The sequence below is a fragment of the Pedobacter jeongneungensis genome, assembly GCF_000633455.1.
Lineage (GTDB): Bacteria > Bacteroidota > Bacteroidia > Sphingobacteriales > Sphingobacteriaceae > Pedobacter > Pedobacter jeongneungensis_A.
In genome coordinates, this window is the sequence record NZ_AYMG01000012.1 from 169899 (window position 1) to 188022 (window position 18124).

At 39.5% G+C, this 18124-nt stretch carries 17 protein-coding genes and 1 tRNA gene; 10 read left to right on the plus strand and 8 right to left on the minus strand.

What is annotated here, in order from left to right:
* Positions 1-354: 354 nt before the first annotated feature.
* The 7 genes from U859_RS0111940 (at position 355) to U859_RS0111975 (ending at position 5783) form a co-directional block, all read left to right on the plus strand.
* A complete protein-coding gene (locus U859_RS0111940; RefSeq protein WP_025143601.1) occupies positions 355-1224 on the plus strand; it encodes an STAS domain-containing protein in 870 nt (289 codons plus the stop codon).
* 2 nt (positions 1225-1226) lie between these two features.
* The gene (locus tag U859_RS0111945; RefSeq protein ID WP_025143602.1) at positions 1227-1634 is read left to right on the plus strand and encodes an STAS domain-containing protein; all 408 of its coding nucleotides are present in this window, start codon (positions 1227-1229) and stop codon (positions 1632-1634) included.
* The gene (locus tag U859_RS0111950) at positions 1609-2028 is read left to right on the plus strand and encodes an anti-sigma regulatory factor (protein ID WP_240183039.1); all 420 of its coding nucleotides are present in this window, start codon (positions 1609-1611) and stop codon (positions 2026-2028) included. Before U859_RS0111945 ends, U859_RS0111950 begins: the two co-directional genes overlap by 26 nt.
* A complete protein-coding gene (locus U859_RS0111955; protein ID WP_025143604.1) occupies positions 2021-3025 on the plus strand; it encodes a serine/threonine protein kinase in 1005 nt (334 codons plus the stop codon). Before U859_RS0111950 ends, U859_RS0111955 begins: the two co-directional genes overlap by 8 nt.
* A gap of 1 nt (position 3026) precedes the next feature.
* Positions 3027-4220, plus strand: a complete 1194-nt coding sequence (locus U859_RS0111960) for a sensor histidine kinase (RefSeq protein ID WP_025143605.1) — start codon at positions 3027-3029, stop codon at positions 4218-4220.
* Between the two features lie 411 nt (positions 4221-4631).
* The gene (locus U859_RS0111965) at positions 4632-5048 is read left to right on the plus strand and encodes a hypothetical protein (RefSeq protein ID WP_025143606.1); all 417 of its coding nucleotides are present in this window, start codon (positions 4632-4634) and stop codon (positions 5046-5048) included.
* 240 nt (positions 5049-5288) lie between these two features.
* A complete protein-coding gene (locus tag U859_RS0111975; protein WP_162799923.1) occupies positions 5289-5783 on the plus strand; it encodes a hypothetical protein in 495 nt (164 codons plus the stop codon).
* Between the two features lie 102 nt (positions 5784-5885).
* Here U859_RS0111975 and U859_RS0111980 read toward each other — a convergent pair.
* From U859_RS0111980 to U859_RS0111990, 3 genes are all read right to left on the minus strand, one after another.
* Positions 5886-5958: transfer RNA gene (locus tag U859_RS0111980), tRNA-Lys, on the minus strand.
* A gap of 191 nt (positions 5959-6149) precedes the next feature.
* The gene (locus U859_RS0111985) at positions 6150-6848 is read right to left on the minus strand and encodes an NUDIX hydrolase (protein ID WP_025143608.1); all 699 of its coding nucleotides are present in this window, start codon (positions 6846-6848) and stop codon (positions 6150-6152) included.
* Position 6849: 1 nt separating this feature from the next.
* Positions 6850-7521 carry an HAD family hydrolase gene (locus tag U859_RS0111990; RefSeq protein ID WP_029985690.1) on the minus strand — a complete coding sequence of 224 codons (672 nt, stop codon included), beginning with the start codon at positions 7519-7521 and terminating at the stop codon, positions 6850-6852.
* Between the two features lie 192 nt (positions 7522-7713).
* Here U859_RS0111990 and U859_RS0111995 point away from each other — a divergent pair, with 192 nt between their 5' ends.
* Positions 7714-8859, plus strand: coding sequence for an aldose epimerase family protein (locus U859_RS0111995; RefSeq protein WP_025143610.1), 1146 nt, complete (start codon positions 7714-7716; stop codon positions 8857-8859).
* Positions 8860-9062: 203 nt separating this feature from the next.
* Here U859_RS0111995 and U859_RS0112000 read toward each other — a convergent pair whose 3' ends face one another.
* The 5 genes from U859_RS0112000 to U859_RS0112020 all read right to left on the minus strand — a co-directional run bounded on the left by U859_RS0112000 (position 9063) and on the right by U859_RS0112020 (position 13275).
* Entirely contained in the window at positions 9063-10232 is a 1170-nt protein-coding gene (locus U859_RS0112000) for an alpha-hydroxy acid oxidase (protein WP_025143611.1), read from the minus strand.
* A gap of 237 nt (positions 10233-10469) precedes the next feature.
* The gene (locus tag U859_RS0112005; RefSeq protein ID WP_025143612.1) at positions 10470-11291 is read right to left on the minus strand and encodes an amidohydrolase family protein; all 822 of its coding nucleotides are present in this window, start codon (positions 11289-11291) and stop codon (positions 10470-10472) included.
* Between the two features lie 9 nt (positions 11292-11300).
* Positions 11301-11630 (minus strand): L-rhamnose mutarotase, encoded by a 330-nt coding sequence (locus tag U859_RS0112010; protein WP_025143613.1) that lies wholly within the window; start codon positions 11628-11630, stop codon positions 11301-11303.
* A 1-nt stretch (position 11631) separates the two neighbouring features.
* Positions 11632-12486: a fumarylacetoacetate hydrolase family protein gene (locus U859_RS0112015; protein WP_025143614.1), complete on the minus strand. Its 855-nt coding sequence runs from the start codon at positions 12484-12486 to the stop codon at positions 11632-11634.
* 24 nt (positions 12487-12510) lie between these two features.
* Positions 12511-13275: an SDR family NAD(P)-dependent oxidoreductase gene (locus tag U859_RS0112020; RefSeq protein ID WP_025143615.1), complete on the minus strand. Its 765-nt coding sequence runs from the start codon at positions 13273-13275 to the stop codon at positions 12511-12513.
* A gap of 267 nt (positions 13276-13542) precedes the next feature.
* Here U859_RS0112020 and U859_RS0112025 point away from each other — a divergent pair, with 267 nt between their 5' ends.
* A complete protein-coding gene (locus tag U859_RS0112025; RefSeq protein WP_025143616.1) occupies positions 13543-16278 on the plus strand; it encodes a hypothetical protein in 2736 nt (911 codons plus the stop codon).
* Positions 16278-17831: an MGH1-like glycoside hydrolase domain-containing protein gene (locus tag U859_RS0112030; RefSeq protein ID WP_025143617.1), complete on the plus strand. Its 1554-nt coding sequence runs from the start codon at positions 16278-16280 to the stop codon at positions 17829-17831. The genes U859_RS0112025 and U859_RS0112030 overlap by 1 nt, the downstream gene beginning before the upstream one ends.
* The last annotated feature ends 293 nt before the right edge of the window (positions 17832-18124 follow it).

The following is an 18124-nucleotide window of genomic DNA, read 5'->3' on the forward strand; positions in this document are numbered from 1 at the left end:
TCATTTTATTTTATGCAACAACCAAACGGCTGACTAGGTTTTATTAAAATGGATTTTACAGGTGAGTACCTTCTTCGAATTTACCTTCGATGGTATTGTTAAAATTTTGTGGTAAGCAGGAAAAATCACTAAATTATTATATGTAGTGTAATATTTACATTAACGTATTTTGTGAAAGGCTGGTTGAGAAAGAAACAGTTTAGATGTTATTGAATCAAAAAATGATATTTTCTCTACCGGAGTGGCCAATAAAGGCTAATTATTAATTTTATATTACAAAAGACATTGCTTACCTTTCGCAACTAAAAATCCCGTATGGAAAGTCAAGTCTAAAACCTTAACCGTTCATCTAATATGTCATTTAATACGCTGAAATTGCTACAAAAACAAAAAAAGAACATCCTTGAAACCTGGATGAAAAACCAACTCTCAGATGAGGGGCTTAGAGAAGACCTGATCAGCAATGAAGATCTTAGAACTCAGTCAGAAGAACTGATTTCTGCTTTGGTTGCTAATCTTTCAGGAGAGGACCTGGCTGACCTTGAAGGGGACAGCTGGAACCCGGTTATAGAAATATTAGGTGGTATAGCCATTACACGTGCCCGCCAAGGATTTTCCCCACGCGAAACAGGCAGGTTTGTACACACCCTAAAAGAAGCTCTGCTTGAGGTATTGCAGCACGAAGTTGAGGATCCAAAGCAATTATTTGAGGAAAGCCTTAAAATAAACAGGGTTATGGATAACCTCAGTATTGTTACCTTCGAAACATTTATCAAAGGCAGAGAAGAAGTAATCCTCCGTCAAACCGATGAGATTGCAGAAATTTCAACTCCTGTGATCCGCGTATGGGATGGCATTTTAGCCCTTCCGATAATCGGCACTCTTGACAGTTCACGTACCCAGGTAGTTATGGAAAACCTGCTTCAGGAAATTGTGGAGACAGGCTCGAGCATTGCCATCCTTGATATTTCGGGTGTACCTGCTGTAGATTCGCTTGTGGCCCAGCACCTGATTAAAACAGTTAGCGCAACCCGTTTAATGGGTGCAGAATGTATAATTAGTGGTATCAGACCGGAAATAGCACAAACCGTTGTTCACCTTGGTATAGATCTATCCAATATTATAACCAAAGCAACATTGGCAAGTGCATTATCTTATGCATTTAAAGTGTTAAGGCTAGAGGTTCGTAAAAGCAGTTCTGTTCAAAAATCTAATAGTTTATAAAAATGGATAAAATTCCTATTCTTAGGATGGGAAACTTTCTGCTGGTAACCATTCAGGTTGACCTTTATGACAGGCTTGCGCTTGATCTTGAGGCTGACCTGGTTCAAATGGTGAATAAAACCAGTTCGAAAGGTGTACTGATTGATATTTCGGCAGTGTCCATAGTCGATTCCTTTATGGGGCGTATTATCGGCAACATTGCAAGCATGTCCAAAATCCTGGATGCTGAAACTGTGGTGGTGGGAATGCAGCCTGCTGTAGCCATAACGCTAATTGAGTTAGGACTGCCGCTAAAAGGTGTGCATACCGCGCTTGATGTTGAAAGAGGGATGAACCTGCTAAAGTCTATGATAGGGGATGATCACGGGGACGAAGACGAAACCGATGATGATGATACTTTCACTGAGTAAAGATACCGTTCAGGTGCAAAGGGAACAGGATGTAGTTCTTTTGCGCAACAGGATCCGCGAGGCTGCCGTAAAGATTAAGATGGGCTTGGTTAACCAGACCAAGCTTATTACCGCTGCAAGTGAGCTGCTCCGGAATATGCTGCGTTACGGCGGTGGTGGCAACTGCCTAATTGAAGTGGTAACACGCGGTCGCGACAATGGCGTAAGACTTACCTTTTCAGACAAGGGGCCTGGTATTGAAGATATTGCTGCAGCCATGCGCGATGGTTTTTCTACAGGAAAGAGTCTCGGGCTCGGACTGCCCGGCGCAAAGAGATTATGTAACGAATTTGATTTAAAGAGCAAGCCCGGTGAGGGGACAGTTGTGATGATATTAAAATGGGCAAATGGTTGATGCTACACATGTAAGCCTTCAGGCTAACGACAGAAGTTATTTTTCACTGCTAAAAAAGGAAATCCATCAGCGTTTGATGGATGCCGGAATGGAAGCGGGCAGGATTGCAGAGGTAGATATTATCGTTGCAGAAATGACAAGCAACCTGTTTAAATATGCAGATGAGGGAGAAATCCTCTTTGGTAATTTTACTGAAAACGGAGTGCAATATGTCGAACTTATCAGTATAGACAGCGGGCCGGGGATGCAAAATCCGGCCAGGATGATGATGGACGGTATTTCGACCAGCAATACCCTTGGTGCAGGTTTGGGAAGCATTAAAAGGCTTTCGGATACCTTCGATATTTATTCGCTTGCCGGCTGGGGCACAATTTTGCTGAGCCGGATTTATATAGGTGAACCTCCCGCCAGAACTGGCTTAACCGTTAGACCGATAGTGGTTAGTAAACCCGGCGAGAAAGTTAGCGGCGATGGATTTCTGTTGAAAACCAATGGTCTCGACCTTAAGCTTATGCTTGGAGATGGTTTAGGCCACGGCCCTGAGGCCAATAAGGCGGTAAATGAAGCGGCTGCGGCGTTCAGGGTATTTCCCGACAGCAGTCCGGTTGAAAACCTTCGCTTTATCCATTCCTCCATCCGCAAAACCCGGGGTATGGTTGCCAATATCACTCATTACAACAGCGAAAAACGGGAATGGTCATCTTCAGGAATCGGAAATATTGCAGCAAAGTGGATCGGGCCATCGGCATCCAAAAACCACATGTCATATAACGGGATTGTCGGGCACAATATTCCAACAACGATGAATGATCAAATTTACAGCACGGCCGAGTATAACCAGCTGGTTTTATGTTCAGATGGGATAAAAACAAGGTGGGAAATCACCAAATATCCCGGAATTTTAAAACATGATCCATCCATTTTAGCAGCGTGTATTTATAAAGACCATGCACGCAGGACCGATGATATGTCAGTTATAATCATTAAAGTTCGTTAATATGAAAGAAATCCTTGATATTTCTCTTGAAAATGAAATGGACCTGGTATTGGCACACCGCCGTTCTATGCAGGTAGGTGAACAGTTGGGATTAACCGTTGCTACGCGAACAACATTTGCTACTGCGGTATCGGAGGTGGCCAGAACAGCTATCGAATACACTGATAACGGAAGGGTAAACATCATTATTTCCGGAAAATTTCCGCGTTATTCATTATATGCGCATATTGTTTTCGATTCCGACCAGGTTTTCAGGGCCAGCGACGAAGGCTTTTTTTATGCCAAAAAACTGCTTCCTGATTTCACCTTTAATTCATCGGGAAATGCCTATGTGATCAAAATGAGCCTCGGGCTTCCCCGTTCACTTAAACTAGATGAACCAAAACTGGTTCTTTTGAAGGCCTATTTCGAAAATGTAGAGCCTTTAAATGCATACGAGGAGATTAAAAACAAAAATAGCCACCTTAATAGGCTTACCGGTGAGCAGGAAGAAGAAATCCGCATGCGCCGGGAACTTGATGAAAAGAAGAAAGAATTTATTTCCATTGCCAGTCATGAACTAAAAACTCCAATAACCGTAGTAAAGGCATATACCCAGATGCTAAAAAACCTGAAGGGCGAATATTCCGAAAGAGTATCAGGGGTACTGGATAAGCTTGACCTGCAGACAAGTAAGCTGTCGCTTCTTGCCCAGCAGTTAATGGATGTGTCAAAAATCGAGAATGGCAGCCTGCAGTATGACCTGGTAGAAGTCGATCTGAATTCTTTTATAAAAGAGGCACTCGAAATCCTGTCGAGTGTTCATATTGGAAACGAGATTAAGTTAACACTTGGCGAAAACTGCCGGATAAAGGCAGATCCGTTACGCTTAGAGCAGGTGCTCACCAATCTGCTGGGAAACGCAGTAAAGTATTCGCCAAAAAATTCCGCCATTGAGGTGTTAACCAAACTTTCTCCTGACGGGAAAAACATAACAGTTACAGTTACAGACTGTGGGCTTGGCATGTCAAAGGAGGGTATCGAACGTATATTTGATAAATTTTACCGTCTGGAAGAGGTAAGCAATTCTCATCCGGGCCTGGGTATGGGCCTTTATATTACTTCAAAGATTATATCCGATCATGGCGGACGAATCTGGGTTGAGAGTGTGCCGAATGAAGGATCATCTTTTTCGTTCGCCTTTCCTGTGTGTTAATAAATTATAGACTATATTATCTTGCCGCATCGTAAACAACTACTGCTCAATTATTATAGGCTGGTAATTGCGGACAGCTTATTTTAGCCGGTTTTCTATCTCCCGATAATTTCATTGATCAGTGCAGCATGAAGTTCAGGGCCGCCCTGTTGTGGCTTAAGGTCAATTTTAAAAAGGGCTATTTCTTCAGAGAGCTGCTCATAGCTGGCAAAAGATGCTAAAATTGATGGTGACCTAAATTATGGATTACAAGGAAGAAGCAAAGAAAATTTAACGGAGAATGGCATACCTGCATTTTCCATCATGAGAAGTTTAATTTTTACTTAAATGAAATTATAGGTAATATTCAAAACCTTCTTAAAAGGATATTGTTTATCCTAAATAAAAATTGCTGTCTATACCCGCTCAATTATGAAATTTTTAATCCCAAATGCCTTGGCCAGGGTTTTCCTATGTGCTGCCATACCGCTTTTATCTTTCAGTGCATCTGCAGCAGACAATTTTCCTTATGGATGTATTATTTTTTATGATGGTGCGGAACGCGTTTTTACTGATTTTCAGGGTATTGATCCGGTAGGAGGTGCAAGGACTTATTCATTGGCAACAAGTTATAAACAGGGAACCGGCAACTGTGAGGTGAGGGTCGATTTTTCTACCCCATATTCGGGCGGCTGCAGTGTTACCGGAGTAACAAATGGATCGAATGTTACCATTGCAGAAGTGTACAATTGTTCGATTGACCACGGGACGGCATTTTTTATGGTTTTATTAGGATTGACCGGGGTTGTTGCCATACGCAAAACAGATAAAAATGATTTTGAGGATTAAATGGTACTAATTGTTATTCCTGCCATTTATAGATTGATTTTGAAGGAATATATGTAAAAATAATCTCTGAGGAGATGCCGCCTTTTGCTTATTCTGCCAAAGCATTATGGATGCGAGAGAAGCAGTTGAAAGTGAAATCAACATTTTTGTGATACTATTCAAAGATTTAAAGAAATTAAGGCGTCAATGGAGATTTTGAAATTACTAAGTAAAAGGTTAAGGTCAATTATATCAGGCCATATGGGACAATATTCGAACGTATTTAAGGAAAACCTGATGGCTGGCTCAAAAACGGTAGTTCTTGATTACCTTTTTGGTGAAGGAGACGACATAAACGCCTATCAACTGGTACGGTTTGCAGAAAGTGAGCCCTGGAATGTATTATGCAATGGCTATCTTCTGGGCCGCTTAAATAAAGCGAACGGAGCCTGGGTAGAGGTAAATAACGGAAGTTTAGGAGAAGAAAGGATACTTTCAATCGGTAAGTTTATAGATAGTCAACATTTCAACCTGCTGCCCGATAAGATTAAAGTCCACTGGGAAGAATCTGTTCAGGAGGTGATCATGAATAATGATAGCAGTTACATGGTAGTTTGCAAGGCAGGAATAGAATTTAACCGCTTTAGGCTGATGTTTTGCTCATTTATCCACGAACTTGTTAAAGAAGAATGGGCTGTCACTTTCAAAGTTTATAACGCTACATTCAGCGATGATTTCGAAATAGAAGTACTGTGAGGCAGATTGAAATAAATTGCATTTGATTGAGTCATATTAGAAAAGCTATCTCGGCTTAAATACCATTAAACCAAAAAAGACGCAATTTCTTGCGTCTTTCTGTGATCCCGCTGGGATTCGAACCCAGGACCACTACATTAAAAGTGTAATGCTCTACCAGCTGAGCTACGGAATCATTTCCTTTTGTTTAAGGAGGTGCAAATATAGATATTTATCCTTTTCCTGCAAACATTTTTAGAAAATGTTTTTGATGTTTTTTGCGTCAATTAAAATTAGTATTTATAACTGACTGATTCTAAATTTTGTAAGGCTGAAAATAATTTTAAAATTTATTTTAAATCTCGCAGTTATTTCAAAAATCGGCTTCTATTTACTTGTTTTCGGAATAAAGTTTAAGAAAGATTGAAACTGTGCTTTATGTTTGTTCCTGTCGAGTTTAAAATAAAAAGCACCTCTTCTCGAACTCGATTTATCCTTATCCGTTTGTTTAATCAATAATCCACTAGCGGTAATCTTGCGGATGAAGTTCCGGTTATCAATCGGCGAATCGTAAACCTGTTCGTATAAAGCCTGCAATTGTGGTATGGTAAACCTTTTAGGCAAAAGCTCGAATAAAACAGGGTGGAGGGCTGCCTGATAACGGATTTTATCCATGGCTGCCTTTACCATTACATTGTGGTCGAAAATCAGTTCAGGAACCTCTTTTAGCTTAAACCATTCTGCATGGTATTGATCATTGATCTGTTTACTGTACTTATTGATGTCGATTAATGCGAAATAAACAACTGAAACGGTACGCTCAATCGGATCACGTTCTGGACGGCCATAAGCATGTAGCTGCTCCAGGTAAACATCATGTAATCCGGTCAGTTCTAACAAGATCCGTTTAGCAGCCTCATCAAGATCTTCTTCTTCGCCAATAAAGCCACCCATTAAACTCCACTTATCTTTGACTGGTTCTATCGCTCTTTTAATGACCAAAAGTTTCAGCTGATCGCCGTCATACCCAAAAATAATGCAGTCTACTGCAACGAGGACAGGTTTTTGATTTAAATATTTTCCCATTTTAAAATAGCGTATTTAGTTTGGTATCGTTATAATCTTTAATATAGCCTAAGATATTCGGATAACCTTCAAATTCTTCAATTGGATGTGTTGTAGTAAGTACAATACAGGACATTTCTGCATTCAGTGCCGATTCTACACCTTTTGGTGCATCTTCAAATACAAGGCAATCTGCAGGTGCAACACCTAAAGCCGATGCTGCCTTTAAAAAAGTTTCGGGATCAGGTTTGCTTACCGATACATCATCGGCACTTACAATCGCATCCATGTAATGACGGATGTTAAGCCCATCAACCACAAAATCGATGTTAAAAGGTATGGCTGCAGAGCCGATGGCCATTCGGATATTGGCTTCTTTCGCACGTGCTAAAAAATCACTTAAGCCATCAATTAAAGCCAAATGTGGCATATAACCTTGCTGATAGCGTTTCTCCTTGTCGATCGAAAGCCGTTCAACTTCTTCCTGGCTAAACCTGTCGTTGCCAAAAACGCGGGCCAAAACCTCATGGTTTTTACCGTACATTTCCTTTTTTACACTTTCGTAATCAAGTTTAGCACCTAGATCCTCCGTCATAATAGCATACCAGGCCAAAGTATGGTATTCCATATCATTGATCATGGTGCCATTTAAATCAAAAAGAAAAGCTTTAGGCCTGAAATTCAAATCGTACATACAGCTGCTAAATTATGTGATTTTTTTTACTGTTGATAATCATCATTAATATTAGCTTAACAATAATTATAATCGTTACAATAACGTTAATTATTTTTACTACTTTAGCCTTAACCAAAAATAAATTTAAACAGAGCCAATACCGCTTTTGCAGACATTGCAGAGTCTCGTTTAAGCTCAAATTTTAACCAGATGAAAAAAATATTCCTTAAGGCTTTGCCCTTCGCTACATTGTGTTTAACCATTGCTTTCACCTCCTGTAATCCCAAATCAGATAAAGGAAGCCAGGCAACCGAACAAAGCGATTCTTTAAAATATTCCGCAACCATCGATGGCAAAAGCGTTAAACTTTATACCTTAAAAAACAAAGAGGGTGCTTCAGTTTCCATTACCAATTATGGAGGAAGGATTGTTTCGCTCCTGGTACCAGATAAAAACAAAAAATTAACCGATGTGGTACTGGGTTATGATAGCCTTGGTGCTTACCGTAAAAAAGGCGAGCCGTTTTTTGGTGCACTGATTGGCAGGTATGGTAACCGCATTGGCAAAGGTAAATTTACCCTTGAAGGAAAAGAATATGCTTTACAGCTTAACGATGGTGTTAATACCTTACATGGTGGTACAGACGGATTTTTCTCGAAGGTTTGGGAGGCCAAACAAGATGGACAAAAACTGGAGTTGAGTTATGTTTCTAATGATGGAGAAGCAGGTTATCCGGGCAAACTGAACGTTAAAGTAACTTATACGCTAACGGATGACAATGCTTTACAGATTGATTATCTGGCCACTACGGATAAAGCAACCGTGGTAAATTTAACCAACCACGCTTATTTTAACCTGAACGGTGAAGGAAACAACACCATTCTTGATCACGAACTAAGTATCGATGCAAATGCTTATACCCCTGTAGATTCGACCTTGATTCCAACTGGTAAATTGCAGCCTGTAGCTGGCACGGCCTTCGATTTTAATAAAGCGAAAACCATTGGCAAATCGATAGGTGAAAACGACCAGCAATTAAAATTCGGGAAAGGTTACGACCATAACTTTGTTTTAACCCATCACGATGGCAAAACGCCTGTAGCGATTGTTAAAAGTCCGGTTACAGGAATTACTTTAGAAGTTTACACCACAGAGCCTGGAATACAATTTTATAGCGGTAACTTTTTAACAGGTGTAGATAAAGATGGTAAAGGCGGGAAATCTTATCCTCACCGTTCTGCTTTTTGTTTGGAAACACAGCATTTTCCTGATGCACCGAACCATGCAAACTTTGCGTCAACGGTACTTAAACCAGGCGAAACGTATAAAACGAGTACCACTTACAAGTTTTTGTAAACACCAATACTTAAGAAATAGACAAAGATCATTGATAAAATTTGAAGAGGAAGTATCATAAATATAGAATTGTCATCCTGAGCTTGCCGAAGGACCTACCTTAACACTGTTTAAGGCGTTTCGACAGGCTCAACGTGACAAATTTCTAGAAACTATGTTTATGATACAGCCTCTTTTTGTTTATTTTATGTGCAAATTCGGCTTTAAGGGGTTAATAACCGATCAGGAAATTGTGTAATATGCTCAATGGTTAATTGTTGCATGATCTGGTATAAATGAGTTTTGAACATGTTGATGGTATGATCGCCTCCTTCATTCCCTAAAGCACCAACTCCATACATAAAAGGCCGGCCCATAAAGTTAAATTCAGATCCAACGGCATGTGCTCTTGCTAAATCAACGCCAGAACGAATACCACCATCTAACATAATCTTGAGTTTTGATTTGTAAGCATCATTTCCCGCGAGTTTAATTAAAGAATTGATTGAGGATTCACCCGCATCAATTTGTCTGCCACCATGATTGGAAACAATCACACCATCAGCACCGATTTGGATAGCAGCCTGCATATCTTCATCAGTCGCGATTCCCTTCAGTACCAAAGGTCCTTTCCAAAGATCACGAATGGCAGATACCTTTTCAATATCAACCTTGCCCGTAAATGTTTTGTTCATGAACTGTCCCAGTTGCGACATATCCATTCCTTTTTCCATATAAGGTTTTAAGGTAGCAAATGATGGAATTCCATGTTGCAGGGTTTTAATGCCCCATAGCGGACGGGCAAAAGCCTGCAAGATATTATTGACTGACATTTTTGGTGGAATAGATAAGCCACTCTTAATTTCTTTATATCGTAAACCAAATGCAGGCACATCAACCAAAACCACTAATACCGGACATTCAACAGCTTTTAAGCGACTTAAAATATCATCTCTCAGGCTATTTTCCGTAGGATGGTATAATTGAAACCATGCTTTTCCTTCAGATACTTCGGCAATTCGTTCGATACTACTGGTGGATACAGTGCTTAATGTATAAGGAATATCGGCTTTAGCGGCAGCCTTAGCTAAAATTTCGGGTGCATTAGGCCACATCAAACCTTGCAAACCAATCGGAGATATCCCAAATGGAGCACTGTAACGACGGCCAAATAATTCAACCGACATGTCGATATCTCCACCAACACGTAAGTAATTCGGTTTGAGGTAAATATTGTCGAAGTCGCTCTCGTTTCGCGATAAATTAAGTCCCTCGTTACATCCTCCCTCCAGGTAGTCAAAAGCAAATTTAGGAATCCTTGATTTTGCCTTTTTTCTTAAGTCCGCTACAGAAGGGAATTGGGGATTGTAAGGGAATGTAATCTTTTTACTCATATTTAAATATTGTATTGGTCAGATTCTATTTTTAAAAAGCGAAAACTAATATTTTATATTATATTTTCCATCCTGCTCTATCTGCTGTTTTGTATTTTAGTTATGGAGAATATAGATTTTTTTGCGTAGGGTTCTGATCTGTCATTCTGAACGCAGTGAAGAATCCTTTGCAAATAAAACATCATCAAAAAGATCCTTCATTGCATTCAGGATGACAAATTGGTCAAAAATAGGTCGTTAAACACCATAAAACGCTTTCGCATTATCGCTAAAAATCAGTTTACGTTCTTCTGCAGAAAATCGTTCGGCATATTTATGCACTAAATTAAACCAATCCTGGTACGGCCTGCTGATTAACATCACCGGCCAATCGCTGCCATACATCACCCTTTCAGTGCCGAAATGTTCGAAAACCGTATCAAAACAATTGAAAAGTTCTTTTTCTTTCCAGTTTTTCCAATCAGCCTCTGCTAGTAAACCAGAAACTTTACAGTGCACATTAGGGTTGGCTGCTAAGGTTTTAATATTTTCCGACCATGATTTTAAATCCTGGCTTTTCACATCTGGTTTACCACAATGATCCAATACAAATGGCTGATGTGGAACCTGATCAACCATTTTGATAATATCAGGCAATTGATTGTGGTAGCACAATAAATCGTAGGTGTAATTGTATTTTTTTAACAGGTTAACGCCGGCAATGAATTTTTTATTCAAAATAAATTCCGAATTTTCTGCCTGTAAAATGTGTCGCCAGCCTTTAATGGCCTTGAAATTGCTCCAATAGGCTAAACGTTCATCCAAATTGGGATTAAGCAGATCCACCCAGCCCACAATACCTTTAATGATTTCTTTTTCTTCAGCTAAATTTAATAGAAAACGGTTTTCTTCTTCCGATTGATTGGCCTGTACGGCAATGCATCCGGTAATCTGAAGATCGTGATATGCCCCTGACAGATTTTTCGGATGAAAATCCTGCTGGATAACCTTCATCTCTTCATTGATCCAGCTATCCCTAACCGGATCGAAATTCCAAAAATGCACATGTGTATCAATCATAAAAAGCGATTAAAGTTTAAAAATCTGGTCCATTAAAATCCATTTTTCACCTGGTTTTGCACCTGGCATGGCCTGCTGGAACTTCCACATTAAAGTTTCCCATTCCTGCACTTTCGGATTGGCTAAATCAGCTTTTGCCTTTTTATCAAAAGAGAAGCTTTCGTTCACCTCCATAATCATAAATAACCGGTTACCAAGGAGATATATTTCCAGGTTTTCGATGCCTGAAGAACTTATACTTTCTTTAATCTCCGGCCAAACCGATTGATGATACTGCTTATATTCTTCTATCAGCTTTTCATCATTTATAAGGTCAAGTGTTAAGCAGTATCTTTTCATGTTAATTTCCGTTGTAAGCTTTAACCGTTTGTTTGCTGGTGCCCAGGCCATCTATCCCTAATTCTACCACATCACCCGCTTTTAAATACCAGGGCTCCGGTTTCTGGCCCAAACCTACACCTGCAGGCGTTCCAGTGGTAATTACATCTCCAGGTAAAAGTGTCATAAACTGGCTGATGTATGAAATCATAAAAGGAACATTAAAAATCAGGTTTGAAGTATTGCCATCCTGTAATGTTTTGCCGTTTACAGTTAACCAAAGGCGAAGATTGTGTACATCGGCAATTTCATCCTGAGTAGCGATAAACGGGCCGATCGGCGCAAAAGTATCACAGCTTTTTCCTTTTACCCATTGTCCGTTTCTTTCGATCTGAAACTCACGCTCGCTGTAATCATTGTGCAACACATAACCCGCGATGTGATCCAAAGCATTTTCTTCGGAAACATAACTTGCTTTTTTACCCACAACAATGGCCAATTCTACTTCCCAATCGGTTTTTTTGCTATTTTTTGGGATAATTAAGTCATCATTTGGACCAACTATTGCCGAAGTAGCCTTGAAGAATAAAATCGGCTCTGAGGGGATAGGTGCATTGGTTTCTGCAGCATGGTCTTTATAGTTTAAACCTACACAGATAATTTTAGAAGGACGAGCCAATGCAGGGCCAAGGCGTACGCCTTTATCAACCTGTGTTAAATCAGCAGATTCGATGTCTTTTTTAAGTTTTTCTAAGCCATCACCGCCAAAAAAATCTTCATTATAATCTTTCACCAATGCAGAAACATCGAAATAATTATCGTTTATAATCACTCCTGGTTTTTCAGCTCCCGCTTCGCCAAATCGTATTAATTTCATTATATTATATTTAAAATTGTGTTATTAATTGTTTAAGGTCGTAAATCCACCATCAATAGGGTAATCGCAGCCCGTAATAAAAGAAGCTTCGTCACTGCAGAGGTATAAAGCCAGCGCGCCTACTTCTTCCGGTTTCGCCATTCTACCGATAGGTTGTGTTTTAGAAAGCTTTTCGAACATTTCAGGGATGTTATCCGGATAGTTTTTCTGTAAAAAGCCATCCACAAAAGGCGTGTGTACCCTTGCCGGAGATATGGAATTACACCTGATGTTTTCGCCAATATAATCCTTGGCCACGCTCATGGTAATGGCTTTAACTGCACCTTTTGCCGCACTGTACACGAAACGGTCGGGTAGGCCAATCAAAGCCGCAATTGATGCCATATTGATAATCACACCTCCACCGGCTAAACGGATCTGTGGAATGGCTGCATGCAAACAGTTGTAAACACCTTTAACATTTACGCGCATTACCCGGTCAAAGTCCGCTTCTTCAGTAGTATCGGCCTTTCCAATATGCGCAATACCTGCATTATTGATCAGGATGTTGATCTGCCCAATCTCGTTAAAAACATCGTGAACCGCTTTATGATCAGAAACATCGCAGCCATAACTAAATGCTGTACCGCCGTTTTCTTTAATTTCATTGATCGTATCCTGTGCTTGCTCAGTTCCCAGTTCGATGATGTGAACTTCGGCACCCTGTTTAGCTAAAATGGTTGCAATGGCCTTTCCAATGCCGCTTCCCCCGCCTGTAACCACGGCTCTTTTGTTTTTTAGTGAAAACATGTATGGTTATAAATTATAATTGATTAGAATATAGAATACAAATAAAATAAATATTGTTGGTTAAAAATTTTATCTTCTTGTCTAAATATTAACAGATATTGTCATACACTGCCATGAAGATACCAGGCGTCTTACCTTGCATAAATTTTACAAAGACGAATGGCTAATTTACTTATATTTGAATATTATTTTTATATTTAAATAATATTTTAACCAAATATCACATATCATCTTTCCGTAAAAGGGGAGTTGTTAGCGCCAAACTGAATGAGAAATTTTCTGATTTTTATTTCCTGTTATTTTTTATCGATACCTTTATCTCAGGCAACTAATCGTGCACAAAAAACCATTATAATTTCTACGGAGAACCATGTTCGGGTACGTTTCGGTGCAGAAAGAATTTCAAAAGCTTTATCTCAATTAAACTATTCGACCAAAATTGAAATAAAGGATAAATTCAGTGGTATGGGCAATGTGATTGTGATTGGCGTATTTTCTGATAAACTTTTTACCAACCATCTTCCTACGGAAATTAAAAATAAGATCTCCGTTACAAAAAAGGAAGGTTTCCATATCTATACGTCAAAAAACGGTACAATCTATATAATCGGTAACGATGCATCGGGTGCCTTGTATGGCTGTATAGAATTGGCCGATCAAATTAATAGCACGGGTAAATTACCTAAACAACTGTCTGTTTCCGATCAGCCAGAAATGGTATTACGTGGCACTTGTATCGGCCTGCAGAAACCCGATTACCTGCCCGGACATGATGTTTACGAATATCCTTACACGCCTGAAACCTTTCCATGGCTTTATGATAAGGCTTTGTGGATCAAATACCTTGATATGATGGTGGAGAACCGTTATAATTCGCTTTATTTATGGAACGGGCATCCTTTTTCTTCCTTATTAAGGTTAAAAGATTATCCTTATGCAGTGGAGGTAGACGATGCTACGTTAAAAAAGAATGAAGAAATTTTTAGGTTTTTGACTACTGAAGCAGATAAACGTGGCATTTGGGTCATCCAGATGTTTTATAATATCATTATTCCAAAACCTTTCGCCGATAAACATGGCTTAAAAACACAGGATAGAAACCGTCCGATTATCCCTTTAATAGCTGATTACACCCGAAAATCAATTGCATCATTTGTGGAGAAATATCCGAACGTAGGTTTAATGGTGGCTCTGGGCGAAGCGATGGAAGGCGTTGGCCAGGATGATATTGATTGGTTTACCAAAACCATTATCCCTGGGGTAAAAGATGGATTAAAAGCTGCCGGAATTAAGGAAGAACCTCCAATTGTACTGCGTGCACACGATACTGATGCGCCGAGCGTAATGAAAGCCGCATTGCCGCTTTATCATAATCTATATACCGAAAACAAATTTAATGGCGAAGCTTTAACTACTTATACGCCGCGTGGTGCCTGGGCCGATTTAAACAGAAAGTTGGCGGCTATAGGAACCGTTAACATTTCTAACGTGCACATTTTAGCTAATTTAGAGCCATTTAGGTATGGTTCGGCTGATTTTATTCAAAAATCGGTTCAGGCGATGAATAAAATTTATGGCGCAAAAGGATTACACTTATATCCACAGGCAAGTTATTGGGACTGGCCATATTCGGCTGATGAAGTAAAAGGCAGGTTATTAGAGGTAGACCGCGATTGGATCTGGTATAAAGAATGGGCAAGATATTCGTGGAATTCGCAGCGCGACCGCAAACAGGAAATCGACTATTGGGGTAAAGAACTCGGCGATAAATACGGTACCGATTTAATGGGTGGCAAAGCCATTTTGAATGCTTATGAAGAATCGGGAGAGATATCTCCAAAACTTTTGCGTAGATACGGCATTACAGATGGTAACCGGCAAACGCTGACTTTAGGTATGCTGATGACACAATTGATTAACCCGTACCGTTACGGACTTTTTACTTTACTATACGAATCGGAAGCGCCTGAAGGTGAAATGATTATCGATTATGCAGAAAAGGAATGGAAGAAGCAGGGGCATATTGGTGAAACTCCTGTTCAGGTGGCAAAAGAAGTGGTTGAACACGGCAAAAAAGCCATCCAATCGATAAATGAAGCTGCGCCAAACGTAAAAAAGAATACGGCAGAATTTAAAAGGCTTAAAAATGATATTTATTGCTACGATGCCATGGCTAATTTTTATGCGGAGAAAGTAAAAGCAGCCCTTTGGATATTGAGGTATAAATATTCTAACCAGGTAAGCGATTTAGAACAGGCCTTGCCTTTTTTACAAAAAAGCGTGAATCACTACGCAGAGCTGGTTAAATTAACCGATCATAATTACCTGTATGCCAACAGTATGCAAACCAAACAACGTAAAATACCGATGCGTGGTGTAGACAAAACTTTTATCCATTGGAGAGAAATGTTGCCCGTATTTATCAAAGAATTGAATCATTTTAAAAGGAGCATCGATTCTTTAAAATCAATAAAAGCTGGAACGCTTGCTGCAATTACACCTTATAAAACGGCCAATGTTAAGCTATTGAACGAAACTGAAAGTTATATCATAGCCAAAGATGCCTCACTTTTTACGGACACAACAGTTAAAATAAAAGAAGTGGCTGAACAATTACTTGGTTTAAAAGGCATTAAATTGAGCAAAGCACGACAAATTAAAAATGGTACAGAAATTAAGTTTAGCACCAATTCTCCTGTAAAATTACTGGTTGGCTTTTTTAACCAGAAAGATTCTCAATACCTGGCTCCGCCACAATTGGAAACCGATGCAAGTGCCAATAATTACGGTCAATCCGAAATTAAAATATCAAATGCGTTGGTGTCTTATGGCTTTCCTCCGGTAAATGTACACGCGTATACTTTTCCGGCAGGAACACATACTTTAAATTTAGGAAAAGGAGCCTGTTTGCTTTTAGGTTTTATTGATGATAAACAGGAACTACGCATTTTTAACGCAGGTTTAGATGGCAGGGGAAAAGACATAGATTGGTTATTTGAATAATGGGAAATACAAGAAAATTTATAGCAACGGCAGTACTGTCGATATTGACAATTTCCGGCTTTGCGCAACAGAGATCAATTCTGGGGACAGAAAAGCTGAAGAAATACGTCGAATATTTTAATTCAATAGATACTGAAGCCGTAAAAAATTATATTCCAAATAACGAGGCTTTTAAATGGCTAGCTGATCAGGCTCCTTTATTCGAATGTCCGGATTCGGTATTGGAACAAAATTATTATTACCGCTGGTGGACTTACCGTAAACACCTGGTTAAAACGCCTGAAGGTTTCATATTTACCGAGTTTATTGAGCCGGTTAAACATGCAGGAAAATATAACTCAATCAGCTGCGCATTGGGTCACCACATTTACGAAGGCAGGTGGCTGAAAGACAACAGTTACCTGAAAGATTATATCAAATTCTGGCTTTACCATGCCGATGTGGGCCAAACGAAACAACGTTTTCATCAATTTAGCAGCTGGGTGGATGATGCCATTTATCAAAACTATCTGGTAAAACCGGATCACGGATTTCTGAAAGAAATTTTGCCCGCATTAGATAAAGATTATGGTAAATGGGAATCTGAACGGCAGCTTAAAAACGGATTGTTTTGGCAAAATGAAGTGAAAGATGGCATGGAAGAATCCATCAGTGGTTCACGTAAAGACCAGAATCAACGTCCAACCATAAGCAGCTATATGTATGGAAATGCAGTGGCCTTAGATAAGATATCGGTACTTTTAGGTGAAACAGCAATGGCAGATAAATATAAAAACAAAGCAATTACCCTTAAAAAGCTGGTTCAGGATAGTTTATGGAATACTTCTGCTTCATTTTTTGAAACGAGAAAAGCCAAAGGTGGCTCGGCCGAGGTAAGGGAAGCCATTGGTTTTACACCCTGGGATTTCAATTTACCCGACGATCAGGCAAATTATGCAAAAGCGTGGGACCAGTTATTGGATACAGCCGGATTTAAAGCACCCTGGGGTTTAACCACAGCCGAAAGAAGAAATCCAACATTCAGAACCAGAGGAACCGGGCATAGCTGCGAATGGGATGGGGCACTTTGGCCTTTTGCCAGCTCACAAACGTTAAAAGGATTGGCAAATCTGTTAACGAATTATAAAAAACATGGTAAAATGAATGCAAATATCTTTTATCAGGAATTGCATCAATATGCTGCATCCCATGTCAAAAATGGAAAACCTTACTTAGGGGAGTATCAGGATGAAAAAACCGGAGAATGGCTAAAAGGTGACAATCCTCGAAGCAGTTTTTACAATCATTCTACCTTTAATGATTTAATTATCAATGATTTAGTTGGTGTAAAACCTCATCAGGATAATGTTTTGGAGATTTCTCCATTAATCCCGAAAAATCAATGGGAATGGTTTATACTGGATAATGTTTCCTATCATGGTAAAATAGTGACAATTTTATGGGACAAAACCGGTAAAAAATATAACAGGGGTAAGGGGTTATTGGTGTTTGTTGATGGCAAAGAAATTTATAAAGGCAAAGATTTGAAGCCTTTAAAGGTTAAGATGGATTAAATCAATTATCCTCTGTCTGTGTCCTCAAAGACCGAAATTGTTTTTGGTTCGTGGAGACACGAACCAAGGCAGTAAAAGTTAAAATGGATTAAGTTAGTCACCTCGGTCTGTGTCCCCACAGACCGAAATTAACTCCGATTGGTTCGTGGAGATACAAACCAAGGCAGTAGCCAGTGAAAGTTAAGATGTATTAAGTTAGGCGCCTATCCTCTGTCTGTGTCCACACAGACCGAAATGGTTTATAGGTTCGTGGAGACACGAACCAAGGCGTATAGAAAAGCGATAAAATCGCT

Bases quoted from the DNA above. Each gene is read 5' to 3' on its own strand.
- U859_RS0111975 (WP_162799923.1), top strand. From the start codon at position 5,289: ATGGGACAATATTCGAACGTATTTAAGGAAAACCTGATGGCTGGCTCA.
- U859_RS0111940 (WP_025143601.1), top strand. From the start codon at position 355: ATGTCATTTAATACGCTGAAATTGCTACAAAAACAAAAAAAGAACATC.
- U859_RS0112000 (WP_025143611.1), bottom strand. From the start codon at position 10,232: ATGAGTAAAAAGATTACATTCCCTTACAATCCCCAATTCCCTTCTGTA.
- U859_RS0112005 (WP_025143612.1), bottom strand. From the start codon at position 11,291: ATGATTGATACACATGTGCATTTTTGGAATTTCGATCCGGTTAGGGAT.
- U859_RS0112015 (WP_025143614.1), bottom strand. From the start codon at position 12,486: ATGAAATTAATACGATTTGGCGAAGCGGGAGCTGAAAAACCAGGAGTG.
- U859_RS0111995 (WP_025143610.1), top strand. From the start codon at position 7,714: ATGAAAAAAATATTCCTTAAGGCTTTGCCCTTCGCTACATTGTGTTTA.
- U859_RS0112020 (WP_025143615.1), bottom strand. From the start codon at position 13,275: ATGTTTTCACTAAAAAACAAAAGAGCCGTGGTTACAGGCGGGGGAAGC.
- U859_RS0112010 (WP_025143613.1), bottom strand. From the start codon at position 11,630: ATGAAAAGATACTGCTTAACACTTGACCTTATAAATGATGAAAAGCTG.
- U859_RS0111985 (WP_025143608.1), bottom strand. From the start codon at position 6,848: ATGGGAAAATATTTAAATCAAAAACCTGTCCTCGTTGCAGTAGACTGC.
- U859_RS0111950 (WP_240183039.1), top strand. From the start codon at position 1,609: ATGATGATGATACTTTCACTGAGTAAAGATACCGTTCAGGTGCAAAGG.
- U859_RS0111945 (WP_025143602.1), top strand. From the start codon at position 1,227: ATGGATAAAATTCCTATTCTTAGGATGGGAAACTTTCTGCTGGTAACC.
- U859_RS0111965 (WP_025143606.1), top strand. From the start codon at position 4,632: ATGAAATTTTTAATCCCAAATGCCTTGGCCAGGGTTTTCCTATGTGCT.
- U859_RS0112025 (WP_025143616.1), top strand. From the start codon at position 13,543: ATGAGAAATTTTCTGATTTTTATTTCCTGTTATTTTTTATCGATACCT.
- U859_RS0111960 (WP_025143605.1), top strand. From the start codon at position 3,027: ATGAAAGAAATCCTTGATATTTCTCTTGAAAATGAAATGGACCTGGTA.
- U859_RS0112030 (WP_025143617.1), top strand. From the start codon at position 16,278: ATGGGAAATACAAGAAAATTTATAGCAACGGCAGTACTGTCGATATTG.
- U859_RS0111955 (WP_025143604.1), top strand. From the start codon at position 2,021: ATGGTTGATGCTACACATGTAAGCCTTCAGGCTAACGACAGAAGTTAT.
- U859_RS0111990 (WP_029985690.1), bottom strand. From the start codon at position 7,521: ATGTACGATTTGAATTTCAGGCCTAAAGCTTTTCTTTTTGATTTAAAT.